Origin of the sequence: Agrobacterium sp. Ap1, from assembly GCF_017313375.1 — a bacterium.
GTDB lineage: Bacteria > Pseudomonadota > Alphaproteobacteria > Rhizobiales > Rhizobiaceae > Neorhizobium > Neorhizobium cellulosilyticum.
Map to the genome: position 1 here is coordinate 1 of NZ_JAFLMY010000044.1, position 13,979 is coordinate 13,979.

At 57.4% G+C, this 13,979-nt stretch carries 16 protein-coding genes and 2 pseudogenes; 8 read left to right on the forward strand and 10 right to left on the reverse strand.

The window, feature by feature from the left end; genetic code table 11:
- Positions 1–133: 133 nt before the first annotated feature.
- The 3 genes from JZX87_RS30225 to JZX87_RS30235 form a co-directional block, all read right to left on the reverse strand.
- The gene (locus tag JZX87_RS30225; RefSeq protein WP_183688601.1) at positions 134–889 is read right to left on the reverse strand and encodes a bestrophin-like domain; all 756 of its coding nucleotides are present in this window, start codon (positions 887–889) and stop codon (positions 134–136) included.
- A 187-nt stretch (positions 890–1,076) separates the two neighbouring features.
- On the reverse strand, positions 1,077–2,237 hold the full coding sequence (locus tag JZX87_RS30230) for a site-specific integrase (protein ID WP_502711355.1): 1,161 nt from the start codon (positions 2,235–2,237) through the stop codon (positions 1,077–1,079).
- Positions 2,234–2,587, reverse strand: a complete 354-nt coding sequence (locus JZX87_RS30235; protein ID WP_502711356.1) for a DUF7673 family protein — start codon at positions 2,585–2,587, stop codon at positions 2,234–2,236. Before JZX87_RS30235 ends, JZX87_RS30230 begins: the two co-directional genes overlap by 4 nt.
- Before the next feature lie 115 nt (positions 2,588–2,702).
- On the opposite strand from JZX87_RS30235, the gene JZX87_RS30240 reads away from it, so the two are divergent.
- Positions 2,703–2,993 carry a hypothetical protein gene (locus JZX87_RS30240; protein ID WP_206829539.1) on the forward strand — a complete coding sequence of 97 codons (291 nt, stop codon included), beginning with the start codon at positions 2,703–2,705 and terminating at the stop codon, positions 2,991–2,993.
- 204 nt (positions 2,994–3,197) lie between these two features.
- Here the strand turns inward: JZX87_RS30240 and JZX87_RS30245 are convergent, their stop codons facing one another.
- The 4 genes from JZX87_RS30245 to JZX87_RS30260 form a co-directional block, all read right to left on the reverse strand.
- Positions 3,198–3,572: a type II toxin-antitoxin system VapC family toxin gene (locus JZX87_RS30245; protein ID WP_502711357.1), complete on the reverse strand. Its 375-nt coding sequence runs from the start codon at positions 3,570–3,572 to the stop codon at positions 3,198–3,200.
- A gap of 146 nt (positions 3,573–3,718) precedes the next feature.
- Positions 3,719–4,801 carry a tyrosine-type recombinase/integrase gene (locus JZX87_RS30250; protein ID WP_206829540.1) on the reverse strand — a complete coding sequence of 361 codons (1,083 nt, stop codon included), beginning with the start codon at positions 4,799–4,801 and terminating at the stop codon, positions 3,719–3,721.
- 1 nt (position 4,802) lies between these two features.
- A complete protein-coding gene (locus tag JZX87_RS30255; protein ID WP_206829541.1) occupies positions 4,803–5,204 on the reverse strand; it encodes a type II toxin-antitoxin system VapC family toxin in 402 nt (133 codons plus the stop codon).
- Entirely contained in the window at positions 5,204–5,458 is a 255-nt protein-coding gene (locus tag JZX87_RS30260; protein ID WP_206829542.1) for a type II toxin-antitoxin system Phd/YefM family antitoxin, read from the reverse strand. Before JZX87_RS30260 ends, JZX87_RS30255 begins: the two co-directional genes overlap by 1 nt.
- Positions 5,459–5,680: 222 nt before the next feature.
- Here JZX87_RS30260 and JZX87_RS30265 point away from each other — a divergent pair, with 222 nt between their 5' ends.
- The 5 genes from JZX87_RS30265 (at position 5,681) to JZX87_RS30285 (ending at position 10,019) form a co-directional block, all read left to right on the forward strand.
- Positions 5,681–6,646, forward strand: coding sequence for a DUF1403 family protein (locus JZX87_RS30265; protein WP_206829543.1), 966 nt, complete (start codon positions 5,681–5,683; stop codon positions 6,644–6,646).
- A 2-nt stretch (positions 6,647–6,648) separates the two neighbouring features.
- Positions 6,649–7,344, forward strand: coding sequence for an SMC-Scp complex subunit ScpB (gene scpB / locus JZX87_RS30270; RefSeq protein WP_206829544.1), 696 nt, complete (start codon positions 6,649–6,651; stop codon positions 7,342–7,344).
- A 122-nt stretch (positions 7,345–7,466) separates the two neighbouring features.
- Positions 7,467–8,684: an MFS transporter gene (locus tag JZX87_RS30275; RefSeq protein ID WP_206829545.1), complete on the forward strand. Its 1,218-nt coding sequence runs from the start codon at positions 7,467–7,469 to the stop codon at positions 8,682–8,684.
- 63 nt (positions 8,685–8,747) lie between these two features.
- A complete protein-coding gene (locus tag JZX87_RS30280) occupies positions 8,748–9,002 on the forward strand; it encodes a recombinase family protein (protein ID WP_502711358.1) in 255 nt (84 codons plus the stop codon).
- 381 nt (positions 9,003–9,383) lie between these two features.
- Positions 9,384–10,019: a DUF1062 domain-containing protein gene (locus JZX87_RS30285; protein ID WP_206829546.1), complete on the forward strand. Its 636-nt coding sequence runs from the start codon at positions 9,384–9,386 to the stop codon at positions 10,017–10,019.
- A 160-nt stretch (positions 10,020–10,179) separates the two neighbouring features.
- On the opposite strand, the gene JZX87_RS30290 is transcribed toward JZX87_RS30285, so the two are convergent.
- Together JZX87_RS30290 and JZX87_RS30295 are read right to left on the reverse strand one after the other, a co-directional pair.
- Positions 10,180–10,524 (reverse strand): hypothetical protein, encoded by a 345-nt coding sequence (locus JZX87_RS30290; RefSeq protein ID WP_206829547.1) that lies wholly within the window; start codon positions 10,522–10,524, stop codon positions 10,180–10,182.
- A 211-nt stretch (positions 10,525–10,735) separates the two neighbouring features.
- On the reverse strand, positions 10,736–11,101 hold the full coding sequence (locus tag JZX87_RS30295; protein ID WP_206829548.1) for a hypothetical protein: 366 nt from the start codon (positions 11,099–11,101) through the stop codon (positions 10,736–10,738).
- Between the two features lie 150 nt (positions 11,102–11,251).
- On the opposite strand from JZX87_RS30295, the pseudogene JZX87_RS30300 reads away from it, so the two are divergent.
- Together JZX87_RS30300 and JZX87_RS30305 are read left to right on the forward strand one after the other, a co-directional pair.
- A pseudogene (locus JZX87_RS30300) lies at positions 11,252–11,867 on the forward strand (tyrosine-type recombinase/integrase).
- Positions 11,868–12,092: 225 nt separating this feature from the next.
- Positions 12,093–12,446, forward strand: coding sequence for a hypothetical protein (locus JZX87_RS30305; RefSeq protein ID WP_206829549.1), 354 nt, complete (start codon positions 12,093–12,095; stop codon positions 12,444–12,446).
- A gap of 462 nt (positions 12,447–12,908) precedes the next feature.
- Here JZX87_RS30305 and JZX87_RS30310 read toward each other — a convergent pair.
- Positions 12,909–13,283 (reverse strand): annotated as a pseudogene (locus tag JZX87_RS30310) (transposase); the annotation flags it as partial.
- Positions 13,284–13,979: the final 696 nt, after the last annotated feature.

Consider the following 13,979-nt stretch of genomic DNA (forward strand, 5'->3'; position numbering starts at 1 on the left):
CGTCTATGAAGTGAGATCTACGGGAGGTGCAGCGGCACATAGGCTAAACAGCTCGGCGACATCGATTGTTCCGGTCGCCCACTAGAGCAGCCGCGCGCGCCCACTGCGACAATTTCCGCGGCGATCTCATCGATTAGAGCTCAAGCTGGACAAGCGCTCTTTTGAGGGGAGCATCTGAAATCTGAATCGCGCCAGCAAATGGAATGTCCATGTCCAGGACAAGATAGATCGACGCCGCCACGAGACCAGAAGAGACGACGAACATGCCTGCTATCACTGGGTTGAATGGTGCGCGATATCCAAACGACGCGAAGATCAACGTCAACCAGGCGATCAGCATGACGATCAACGGTGTAGGAATGATCCCCTCGGATTGCTCTACTATGGACCAGCGTTGCTCGACGATCTGCCGATACTGGCGCTGCGCCTCAGTTATCAGGGAAAGGTGATATCCGTCGGCCGGTTGGAGCATGGCCAGATGATCGCCAATAGTTGCAAGTCGTTGCTCAGCCAATCTGGAGCCCGGTGCTTGGTTGGCACGCTCGGGCGCATCGATTGCCGCGGCTAAATAGTCTTTCAGGCTTTGCCGTGCTTGGACAGCACCCAAGCCATACGTCCGCAAGCTACGATCAAGAAGGATAATCTGGGTGGCGTAGGAATGAACATTGCGGTCAATCGTTTCATAGGTCGCCTTCGACGAATTGATCATCAGTCCGAACACCAGCGACGTCATGATCGCAAAAATATTCGCAATCAGCCTGACGATGGTGTTTGTCTCGTCGTCTCTGTGGTGAGCCGGAAGCCGCGGGCAAAGCCACATGACACCGAACGCCGCACTGATCAAAATGAAAAACACCCCAACTGAACCGATGATTTCTTCCAATGACAGCTATCCTTGGTCGTGAAAGTATGTTCGAGACATTGCGCAAAGCGCTTTGCAGATTTCAGGATCCCCCGATCTCCAGAGCGGGCCGTCCCAGAATTGAAAGTTATAGTTCGCTACGCTGCATCAAAAGATGCAGAATTATTCTGCGGCTGCCTCGCCCCATGGTCAACAAGCCAGCGTTTTGCGAATATCACAGAAGTCGTGCCGCACGCCCACTTCGCCGCGTCGCGTTATTGTAATAGCTCGATGCCTGCTGCACCGATCGATGCCGTGACTGCTCCATCGCCTCGGGGAGCGGGATCCCACGATTAGCTGCCTCGGTCAGATATCCCGACCGCAACCCATGTGCCGAAAACTCCTCAGGCTCCAACCCAGCCATCGCCGCCCGCTGCTTGACGATATCGTTGACCGATTTCGGATCCAGCACCCGCTTGGACACATTGCCCCAGCGATCGACCTTTCGGAACACAGACCCAGCCTCGATCTTTGCCGCCGTCATCCATGCATCAAGCGCCTCGACCGGCCGGCGGGTAAGATAGACAACCTCGTCGTGATCGGCACCGGATGTTTTCGTCCGTCCGAGACGAATGGCAAGCGAGGGGAGGGGAGGGCCGCCTTCGACAACGATCGTTGGCTCGACCGTTAGCTGCTCGCGACGCAGTCCAGCAATCTCGCTGCGCCGGCGTCCACCTGAGGCGAACGCGACCATCAGGATCGCCCGGTCGCGGAGATCGCGCAGGCTGCCGCTCGCACAGGTCGCCAGCATTTTGGCCAGCACATCACCGGTGACCGCCTTGGCGCTCTTTCTTTTGCGTGGTCGCGGCGTGGCCCGTACAGCGAGACGAATGGCCGACTTGAGGGCAGGGGAGGCGAAGGCTCCGGAAAGCCCGCGCCATTTCGTCAGGGTCGACCAGCTGGCCAGCCGCCGGCGCACGGTGTCAGGCGCATGCGGGCCGGTCACCTTCAGAAAACCCTGGGTGCGGAGGCTTTGCTCCACGGCTGCCGCCATTCCGTGCTCCGGATCGGTTTCGCGCTTTGCCGGATCCCACAAATGATGCGCCACGAATTTCAGCAGCAGCGCCTCGGGCGCCGGCCAGGGCAAAGACTTCCCCGTGGCCGCCAGCGACCAGGCCTGTAAATAGGCAAGATCGGAGGTGAGCGCGCGAAGCGTGTTTTCACCCATGCCTTCGTTGACGAGATGGCGCAGGGTTTCGACGTCCTGATCAGTCAACAGCTCCGCCAGCTCGTCGCGACGCTCCATCGGCAGGACGGCAGCGATCGTGTCGAGTTCTGCGATCCGTCCCTCGACGGTAGAAAGATCCTGAGCAGCCTTGCGGGACTTTGCCATCATTTCACAGCCGCCTGGGGCCGCCAGCGCGCAATCACCTGCTCGATTTCGCTGCGATACTCGTAGGGGTAAACCACATCTTCCTCACGCGCGAGCCAGGTAAAGATCGTCGCCATGTCCTCGGAAACTTCGCGATCGACATTGGCCAGATCTGTCAGGTCAAAGCCGCCATGCATTTCGGCATTCCACCAGGCGAGCAGAAGGTTCGCCACCCGCCGACCTTGGCCAGAATCCTGGTGGGCAATGTTGAATAGCTTTTCGAGGGCGAAGCGGATGCGATCTTCCATGGAAAGTGTCTTTGCTGGCGTTGTATAGGTGGCCTGGGTAGGCCAGTTGTACGCAGTATCAGGCAACTTCGTCTCAACGAGACATCAACGTCTTTGCCGGCTGATGAATGTAGAACTTGTCTTTCGTCAATGGCGCGGCCGACCGATGCTGCTACAATTCGTTGAACGGGAGGAGATGCCAGTGCCTGAATGGCCCAAAGACAAGCTTTTGAGGACCGGATCCGATCTGCCGATGGCGGAACGCATCCGGCGATACCAGCACAACATTCGCACCATCCGGGCGTCGGGCTGCGTTGTGCCGACATTCTCTATGGTTGATACGCTTGATCCGGCCGAAATCGAGATCTGGTTCGCCGACAAGGCTTTTACGACGGATCGACTGGACCGATTGATGCGGAGAATTGCCGGCCTTCCTGCCGAAACCGAATTTCCCAGCCTGCTCATCCCTCTTGAAAACGACCGCGATCCGTAAAGAGCGCAGTCCCCGGCACGCGCCAGGTCGTCGGGGCTGTTCGCTCGAGCGCGATTGGCTTCCGTTCCCATCAACACATCCGTGACAGCGTGACAAGAACATTGACAAGAACAATCGCCATGGGAAAAAGGCCCCAGCATCAAAACCCACTTTTTGCGTGCGGCAGCCGACCTCGTCATGCCATTGACGAGGCTGGATGGATTTTTAGATCTGTCTGCCCGAAATCATGACCCTTGAACAACAGAGGCGCCCTGGCGATTGCCGCAACGGCGTAGGAGAAGCAGTCGCCCATATTGAGCGCAGCCAGATGACGACCCGGCCGTACCGCTCGAAAGCGTCTTCGGCCGCACGATAATGTTTTTCGTCGAATGCGATGGTCGTGACGTTCGGTGTTACCGCGAGACGCTCTATCATCTTTGCTGCACTGGCAAATCCTTTGCCGGTAAGTACCATTCGCGCTTCCAGCAGCGTAGGCCAGCCGATGATCACTGGCTGACGGCCTATGAGTGGCCTGAACACCTCGGCTTCGGCCTCGTTCGCGGCAATCGCGATGATGACCGACGTATCGACAGCGATCATATCGGCAGACCGTTCTCGTCGTAGAATTCATCGTGGTTCGACGTCGTGTGTGGCTTTTAGCTCCCGATTTCAATTGAAGCGCTAAGCGAGAATTCCGACACTAAAATCTCCGCTTACGATTTCATGCGGAGGAGGGGAGGGGCCAGCTAAAGCCCTGAAGCCTTGGTCAAATTCACGCGGAAGCGGTCACGCCGGCGCTGGTACCGGCGGGTCATTTCGGCTGATGCATGGCCTAGCTGCTTCTGCACATATCGCTCGTCGACCTCGGCAGACGAGGCGAGGCCCGCGCGCAGGGAGTGGCCCGAGAATTTGAACTGACGCTCGATCTCGGCCAGATCGCCTCGAATACCCGCAGCCATGGCGGTGCGCTTGACCAGGCGGGCGATTTCCTTGTCGTTCAAGCGCTCCGATCCAACCGCTTTGCCCTGTCCCGTGACCCGACGGAAGAGGGGACCGTGCGCAAGCTTGGCGAACTTGATCCACGTTTCTATCGCGGCGACCGGGCAGGTTGCATCGGCCGAGCCGCGGCCGACCTCGACCTCTCGCCATCCGGTCTTGCCGCGTAAGGTGAGGAGCATGCCTTTGTCGAGGATCTCGATCCAACCGCGTCCGTCCTCGGTCTGATCGGCTTTCAGATCAAGGCCAACGATCTCTGACCGTCGAAGTCCACCAGTGTAGCCGATTAGCAGCATCGCCCGGTCGCGCATGCCACGCAGGGTGCCGCGATCGAGTGTTTCTAGCATGGCGATGATGTCGGTCGCCATGACCGCTTCCTTCTGGACCGGTGGGCGGGCATGGCTGTTTCGAATGCCGGCCATGACAATGGCGATATGCCGGTCCTTGCGATCGAGGCTCAGGCCGCGTTGCGCATAATTCCACGAAATCGAAGAGAGGCGGCGCTCAATCGTCGAAACGGAATTTGCTTTTGCTCCGCGGTCAACGGATCCCGAGGCGCAGGCTGTGATGTAGAGACCGACGGTCGCCGGATGTGGGGGGAGGGGGGAAAGACTGGAGCGACGGCACCAGGCAGAAAAGTGCTTCCAGTCGGATGCGTAGGCTTTTCTAGTGTTGATCGAGCTGGCTGCCTCGACGTAGCTTCGAGCGCGATCGGTGAGGTCTTGCAGGTGGCCCGACAGGCTGGACCCCGGTTGTGGGGCAGGGGAGGAGATTTCTGCTCTGGAAATGGAAGGCTCGTCCGCCACAGCTTGTCCACCGAGGATGTTGCTCATCTCACGCTTCCCATGGATTGATCACGGCTGCGCCTGTGTCCTCAAAGTCCTTGACGTTGCGAGTGACGAGGATCAGGTCATGGACGATTGCAGTGGCTGCGATCAGCCCGTCGATGTCTCCGCGCGGACGGATCGCGGCGATGCGGCCCCATTCGACTGCGATCTCGTCGGTCACGGTAAGGATGCGGTCAGCATGATCGTGGCGCAGCTTGCGCAGCCATTCGGCAAGATGTCCCGCAGCCTTGGGATCTGTTTTTTGTTTTAAGGCAATACCGCGCATGATCTCACCAAGCGTCAGCGCACTCAAGTGGACGCTGAGAGGATCGACCGAGCGCAGCCACGACACTGCCTGTGGAGTGCCCCGCCTTGCCTCCGAGACAATATTCGTATCCACTAGATACATCAGAAGGCCACGTCGCGGCTTGAGACTTTGGCCCGTGCGTCGACCGTGTCGGTGAAGGCGTCATCCCAAGGCGGACCGGCAAGCAGATCATCGACCAAAGTCGGTCGCCCTGCGCGCAAGGCGTCGTAGTCTTTTGCGGACAAGACAACCGCCGTCCGCTCGCCACGCACGGTTATCTCTTGCGGGCCTTCAAAGCGGGCTTTTTGCACTACTTTCGAAAATTGGTTTTTAGCGTCCTGCAGCTGCCAATCCATGAATCCACTCCGATCTAGCTAGGCTGTCTAGCCACAAATAGCACTGTTCTCAATCATCCGAAAGCCACGGAGTGCATGTTTAGAGGTAAAATCTTGGCGTCGCGGACTATCCAGTAACCATATCGACGACGTCCGATAATGCAAGATTATCGGACGTTTTACATCACCAACGGGCTGTGCGGTTTGCGTCAATATGGCTGGTATAAACCGCGCGCCTGATCTATGTTGTCGGACATGGTTTCGATCACGACAGCGCAAAGTTCATCACCAACATGGTCGGCGAACCTGCCGGGCTGGACGGTGGCGCGCGGTCGCGACGTCGACGAGCGCGACGCGGCCTTCTCTGCCGGTATCGCTCTGAAATCGCTCGACGATCTGATCCGCGCCGACCCGCCATGGCTCGGCTGCTGGCGCGATCGCCTTGCCCTCAAATCAGCAGCTGTCGCTGCCCGAATGCTCGGGCGAGGCGAGGAAGAAGCCGCCATCCGCGACGCGGTTTTGTTGACGTCTGCAGGCGACGATCCCGGACCGGCCGGCAACATGTTTTTGGCCATGCGAATGCTGGTGCGTCGAACCGGGACGATCGCCACATCCTTCGTTAAGGAGCTTGCCACGCTGCTGGGGATGAGATGGGACGAAAGCCTTGTCCAGGTTTCGGAGTTGATCGATACCGCGATCCAGTCCGGGCGCGCGGCACCCCTCGCAGTTGCTGAGCTTGTGTTGGCAATTACGACCCTTCGCCCGGACGCCGAGGTGCTCGCCCTTGGGCTTGGCGAGGTTGTGCTGGCGCATAAGCTGAATTGGCCGAAACCTGTGCCGCTACTGCTCCCCGAGCGTTTTGGCCCGGCTTTCCGCACCATCGGTGGTCGCGGTCGCGTTCGACCGGGAGAGCCCGCGTACCCGAAAGCGATCTGCCTGGCGCTGGTCGATGGCGTCGAGGCAGCGCTTCGCTCCGCGGTCGAAATCGATCGCCGCGCCGCAAGGCTGCTGGCCGTGGCGCCGAAGATACGGACCAAAGGCGCCGATCCGGTGGTGCGCCGGCTGCTGACCGAGGATGCCGTGCCGGCCTCCGCGCCCGGCTCAAAACTGTCGCGCTGGGCGGCGAACCGGCTGTTCGAGCGTCTCGAAAGTTTCGAGGCGGTGCGCGAGCTCTCCGGCCGCTCCGCTTTCCGGATCTTTGGATTATGACGATGGCCGGATCACATGCTGCCAAGCAAACTCGTAAGGAAAGGACGAAGGTCGCAAGCGAACGCTTGTTTGATCGTGAGCTGGAGGATCTGCCGGCGGAGATGCGCTGGCGGGAATGGATGATGCGGATCGAGGCGGTGATCTTTGCCTCCGCCGAGCCGGTCAGCCGCGAGACGCTGGCGCGGGTGGTCGGAAAAGACTGCAGCATCGATCTGCTCATCGATGATCTGCGCGAGGAACTGAGTTCCCGGCCCTATGAACTGTTGTCGGTCGCAGGCGGCTGGCAGCATCGGACGCGTCCGCGGTTCGCCGACACCATCCGCGCGTCTTCGGCGCCGACAAGAGGAGGGGCGGCGTTGCCGGAGTTCGAGGCGATGGTGCTGATGGCGGTGGGATATTTTCAACCGATCACCCGTGGTGACCTGTCGAAGATTTTTGGCAAGGAAGTCAGCCGCGACACCATCGGTAATCTGCGTGGCGCGGGTTTTATCGGCTCCGGGCCGCGCAGCCCGACGCCGGGGGCGCCGTATACCTACGTGACCACGCAGCACTTTCTCTCGGCTTTCAGTATGGAGACTCTGCGCGACTTGCCAAATATTGAAGCGCTGGAGGACGCCGGCTTGCTGAGCAGACACGCCGTACAAAGCGAAGCCGCTATGTCACAAGCTGAAGAAGTGGACGAGAACTTGATGGAGTGAAGTCGATCGTCCCCACCCGGTCGGTATTTCCAAATTTATGGCGACGAATCCGGGATGATCTCCATTGACGATGCCGAGTCACCCTTTAGGCTGCTGGGAACCGCGAAGGGGATCATTTCAAGATGGCAATGCCGCTTTTGGTTCGTAACCGAAACTATCGCCTCCTTCTGACGGCGGGAACGCTTACAAACCTTGGCGACGGAGTGATTGTCCTCGCGCTGCCTTGGCTCGCTACGCTGATGTCACGCGATCCGCTCGCGATTGCTGCTGTAGCAGCTGCCGGCAGTATGCCTTGGCTGCTGTTTGCCCTGCCGTCAGGCGTGATCATTGACCGAACTGATTGCCGCAAGTTGATCGCGCGTGCAGACATGATCCGGGCGGGCATCGTAACAGCTATCATGATGCTCGCTTTGAGCGAGCCGGTGGCCGGGGCTGTGTGGCTCCTGTCCGCCCTTGCCTTTCTTCTCGGATCTGCCGAGGTAATGCGGGACAACGCAGCTCAAACAATTTTGCCGTCTATTGTCGCATCAGCAGATCTGGAGGTTGCCAATGGTCAGATGTGGAGCGCAGAGCAACTGATGGGCCAGTTCATTGGGCCCCCTCTCGCAGGCGTACTGATCGGGCTGGGTATCGCAGTGCCTTTTGGCCTGGATGCCGCGGTGCTGGTGCTTGCAGCCGGCATGGTCTGGCTAATTACATTGCCCCCTCAACTGACGAACTCTGCGCGGTTTTGGCCGGCATTGTTTGAGGGCATAAACTGGATGCGAAAAGATCGCCTCCTGTTTAGGTTCGCCGTGACCTTGGGAATGGTGAACTTTCTGTTCTCGATGGCGACGACAATCACTATTCTGTTCTCCCAGGAGATCTTGGGGCTGTCTGCCGCTGAGCATGGGTTCTTGCTGTCCATGGCTGCGACAGCCGCGGTAGCTGGCAGTCTGGGAGCGCCGCTTATCACGAAACGGATTGGGGTTCAGGCCGCTCTCTACCTCTCGTTCCTGACGTGGGGGATTGCACACGCAGCCATTGGTCTCAGCTCCACGACGTGGGTGGTCGGCGCAGCAATGGCTTTGTTTATAGCGGCATCCATGCTTTGGAACGTCATCACCGTGTCATGGCGCCAGCGCCGCATTCCGGCAGAACTGCTGGGGCGGGTAAACAGCATTTACCGCTTCTTCGGCTGGGGATCGATGCCTCTTGGTGCTGTCGCTGCGGGGATACTGGTGTCGCTGATCGAGAACGAGGCCGGGCGCGAATTGGCTCTTCGCGGGCCGTTCGTTCTGTCGGCCGCCGGCTATCTGGTTTTGTTGGTTTACGCCAGATTGAAGCTGAGACTGCAGTAGGCAGGAGTTGCGGTTGCGCCGTCGCGACGCCGGTTTGCCATTCAAGTTTGGTTCTGGCGCCTGATCTTTCATGTCTTCGGGGCCATCGCTCATTTCGAACGCAGGTTGATCTCCGAATGTACCAAGGACGGTATCGCGGCAGCACGGGTAAAAGGAAAGTTGCTAGGCCGGCAGCCTCTCGACATGAAAAGGGTCGAAGCAGAAATCAAACTTATCGAAGCGAAAACCTCTCCGACGGAAGCCGCCCGGCAGCTTGGTCTTGGGCGCTCTACTGTCTATCGGGAGATGCGTCGTCTGGGTATCCAACGACCAGCATGATCAAATGGCATTATCGGAAGTTGCAAAAAAGCCGCAACACCACAGGTTTCAGCGTCCGCTGTCCTCGGGGGACTCCAAATCAAAGCGGTCATTTGGTATCGCTTTGGTTGAAGAGCGTTGGCGCATCGAGGTAGACTTTGCCTAAGTAAATACCGGTCTCAATCCAGTTTCACCCGTACGTCCTGATAGCAATAATGCTGTCGGCGTATGACTGTGTTCATCGGGTGGTGGCAAGAGACCGGTTTGGCATTGTTAAAATGTGCCAGTGCAGCTCTGCTGTCTCAGCTCTTCAGCCGCCCAATAGCATCGCCAACACCGCGCCCAATACGGGGTTTCTCATGCACCATCTTGGTGGACTTCCGAACGGAAGACCAAGACGGCATGTGCAATATACTTCAGGTCCAATGGACCCTTATACCCACAAAACCTCCCCAGCCGTGGATCGCATGCAGCGGATGTAGTGGCTTGAGAGCATTCCAATCTAGCGGCAAAATCCGGCTCAACGCCAATGGCCGCAAGCTCGATGCATGGCTTATCTACAAATGCCTTGTATGCGAGAAGACATGGAACCGACCTATCTTCGGGCGGCAGAATGTTCGCGACATCAATCCTGACACCCTTGCAGCGTTGCAGTCCAACGATCCTGAGTGGGTCCGGGCAGAGGCGTTTAACCTCGACCCTCTAAAGCGTAAGGCGCAAAGGGTTGATGAGTTTGACGATTACGCCATCGAAAAGGCCACGCTACGTGAAGCTGAGGGCTGGACAAAATTGGTGATCGACCTGGCAACTCCTATCCCGACCAGTATACGCCTTGATCGTTTGCTTGCGTCGGAGTTGAAGATTTCGCGCTCGCGCCTTCAGAAGCTGAACGAAGACGGTTTTCTCCAGGCAACATCTGACCGGGCCAACGCAATGCGGCGGCATATTAAAACCGGCACGGTGGTAATCATCGATCTATCCAACGAGGCGGATCGAGAGCAATCGTGGAAGCCTCTGGCGACGAGTGGACCGCTTTAGCCGCAATGGCGGAGGCCTGATATCCTCAGGCCTTCGTCACGAATGTTCAACTCTGCCGTTGTTTAGCGGGAAATCCACGCGACGCCCTCCATTTCGGGCTGCTGCTGGGAAGGTCGCCAAAGGGCGGCAATCCGACATGACGCAGAAGCGCCAAATGCGGTCATTTCAGAGATTTCGCGAACCACTTTTCCAACTCTGCCTTAAAGTAGCCGCCGGGCAACCTGTCTGTTCGGAAGAGTGCCAAAGGTGCGCAAGCCTTATCGATTATGGTAGCGGTGAAGTCTCCTGTTTCCGAAATGCGCCCACGTAATGGGATTAAGACCGGATCGGACCAACGGTTATCGGTAGGAACTTGATCGGAGAAGGGGCGAAGATCAACCGTCCAGCGTTCTTTCGCGAAGCCCTTGATCGTCGTTACTGTAGCCAAGTCGAGATATGCGACATTCTTTTCTAGGTTCGGACGATATCCAACTACGCGTGCTTCGATTACGACATCGGCGAACAAGAAGTCTGCGAGCCCAAATTGATCTCGCTTCGAGCAAGCATAAGATTGAGTTGCGTGAAGGCTAAGCCCTATAACCAATGCGAAAAATCGAGACAACCGTAACCTCATCGAAGCGGTAATGCCCAAATTCAGTTCTTAATCGTAGTAAGCAATGAAAGATGGGGCAAAGTCAAAGTCAGCTGTGGGCCGACGGCAGCCATCGCTCGAAGCATTAGAGGTTATAACGGATAGATAGCTCGGCAATCGCCGGGTCGGTGAACTCTGCAATGGGGTCATCGGACTTGTCGTGTTTGCGATGGTACTCTCCCACGTCGAAAGCCTCGTAGATTTCGAAGAACGGCTCCGGCACCTCGTTATTGCCACGGCCGAACCCTTCCTGAACTGCAGACCACAGATCATTCATCACGCCATCACAGAAGGAGTAGCTGAGCTCTCCGCGGTGGTACCCCTTCGCGATCTCCAGTGCCGCGCTGTTGTAGAAATCCCAGTGGTTGAGGGCTCCCGCGTATAGAAGGATGTCGTCGCACGTCAGCCGAATCGGGTTCTTGTTAATCGCAAATTGCAGGAACTCGGACACCGCTCTCATCCTTGTGACATGTTTCCGAAGCTTATGAATGAGCACAATGCAGCGTCAATGTCCTGGTTGGGGCCGAGCAGGGACAAACCGTGATATCATCGAGCCTCCCAATACGGGCGACGAGGTGGGGGGAGCGGCAGGGGCTTTGTCATGGAAATTGTGCTGCGTACCCGACGTCCTTGGAATAAGGGAATTTTGGTGGGTCAGAAGCGACCGCTTCAGCCTAAGAACGTGTGGTCGATTCGCGTTCAACTCGAAATGAGCGGGGCGGACCGAGAGCTGGCGCTCTTCAATCTCGCCATCGACAGCAAGCTCCGTGCCTGTGATCTCGTCAGGCTCCGCGTCGAGGACTTGTGGTCGGGTAGTTCGATCCGGGGCCGCGCCACCATCGTCCAGAAGAAAACCAAGCGGCCCGTGCAATTTGAGGTCACCGAGCAGACGAAGAATGCGCTCGCCGCCTGGCTTCCTTTCGTTCGAAGAAATGCTGGCAGCTATCTTTTTCCCAGTCGGAGAAAAGCATCGCGGCATCTATCGACAAGGCAGTATTCGGATCGTCCATCGATGGGTGGCTTCCATCGGGCTGGAAGACAGCGCATACGGCACCCACTCAATGAGGAGAACGAAGGCAGCACTGATATACAAGAAAACCGGCAATCTCCGGGCTGTTCAGATTCTGCTTAGTCACACAAAGCTCGAAAGCACCGTCCGATACCTTGGTGTCGAGGTGGACGACGCGCTCAGGATCGCTGAGCAGATTGAGCTGTAAGGCAAATGACCATCGGCGATGCCGGTGGTCGCCCTCGCGCCACAAGCAGACATATCCGGTAGTAGCAGCATTCTTCCAAACAAGTTTATCGGTGTTCGTTACCTGAGATTAAAGCCGCTGCTCTAAACAAAATTCGAGGTCGGTCGGACAAGTAGGGGAACGATTACCGATGCTTTCGGAGGCAATAAAAAGACCGGTGGTGTCCCGTCAAATTACGCAATCGTATTGGCGGGCGCTTTCTTTTTTCCAATCCAGCTTATCGCTTTGTTTTTCGCAAGAAAACGACGTTTTGAAGCCGACGACTGGGAAAAGACCCATTATGAAATGCAGTACCGAACCATGCTTATCTATATGATGATAAGCATCATTTTAATGGGCATCAGCGCGGCCTCGATGTCTGTCCTTGGCGGGAAAAGCCAGGCCGATATGACGAGGTACATGGTCTTTTGGTCGATACTCACCTTCGTGGGGTACGTGCCGATGGCTTGGCTTGCGATAAGAAGTATTCGCGGCCTATTTTTGGCTGGAGCGAAAAAGAGCCTTCTCCTTCCAAAGTCATTGACCGTGTGGCCGCAATGAAGGCACCAATTCTTGTTGCTATCGCCATAGTGTTGGGCGGCATTCCTAGCACCTTGATGGCATTGGGGTTGCAAGGATTTCCGATAGGTCTAACCGTTCTTTTGCTCACCTTAGCGCTCTGCGCACTTGGGTTTGCGTTGGGAAGATTTCGCATATTCTGGTGTGGCTGGGGTGTCGCGTCGGCTGCTTGTTTCCTCCTGTTCGGAGTGGCGACGCCTGTCGGGATGGCAATGGCTCTGCCTATTCTCTTGTCCAATTGGCTCTGATTCACTAAGCGCGGTTTGTCCGCTAAGGGCCGAGGCTGTGTGAAAAACTGTCGCATCCAATGGTATTTCGTCATCGAGCTTGGTCTGGCGGAATTGGCTAGATTTTGCGCCTATCGGATGCTGGAAGGCGTCGGAGATGGTCCTGATGGTTTAGTTTGGCGGCTTTCGGGCCCCAAATGGCGGTTCAGCGCCTACTTCAAGCGGCCACGGCTCTGACGAGCGCTCTTACGCCAATCATGTTGATCATCCGTTTGATGTTGTAGGCCAGCACGTGCAGCGCCATTTCTGTCCTGACGTTTTTCAGTCTGCGCATCTGGAAATGAGTTGCGCCCATCCACGCCTTGATGGTTCCGAATGGATGCTCGACCGTGCATCGCCGGGTGCGCATGAGGTTCGGATTGTATTCCATTCGGGAATACATAGCGTCGATCAGGTGCTCGTGTTCCCAGCGTGTGATCCGCCGTTCCTTGCCTGTTGTGCATCGCGCCTTAAGGGGGCATGACGGACAATCCGTGCGCCAGTAGCGCCGAAGCATCAGCCCCTTTTCCTCCGTGGTATATCTGTATGCCAGCGCCTTTGCCGGGATCTCTCTTGGAGACCCGAGATGGGACTGGCTCCTATGCCCCATCTCCCGCATTGCACGGGGTAGAGCTCACCGCCTAATGGCACAAGGTTGGGAATCGGAACACGGGAACTTGGATCGTCTGCCCGGTCGGAAGCCGGGCTCGCTGCGACGGCCAGATAGGGACGACACCAAGGGCGGAGCTTTCGTAGTAGTCGGAGTGCGGGAAAGCCGCATACAGGGCGAAGGGAAGCAGGAAGACGATAGGATTGTAGAGACGGAGGAGTGATCCGTGGACATGGATCTTCAGGCAGACAAAGTCTGGGTACTCGGCATTCAAAGCAAGCTCTATCAGTGGAGTAAGGCGAATCCCGACGATCAATGGCGGGACATGTGGGGTTGGTTGACCAACCTCAGAGTGCTCCGCCATGCCTGGCATCGTGTTGCCTCCAACAAAGGAGGACGCACGGCCGGGGTCGACGGGATGACGGTGGAACGCATCCGGAATAGGAGTGAAGTTCGCTTTTTGACCGATCTTCAGGCTGATCTGCGCAGTGGCGCCTATCGGCCGAGGCTGTGTGAAAACACCAGCGCATCCCGTAGCAATTCGTAATCGAGCTTGGTCTGGCTGCTGATTCCGATGAAGCCGCCCCTTTGTTCCGAGATGATTGCGCCCCGTGATTCCGGGATGATCTCGCCCCCTTC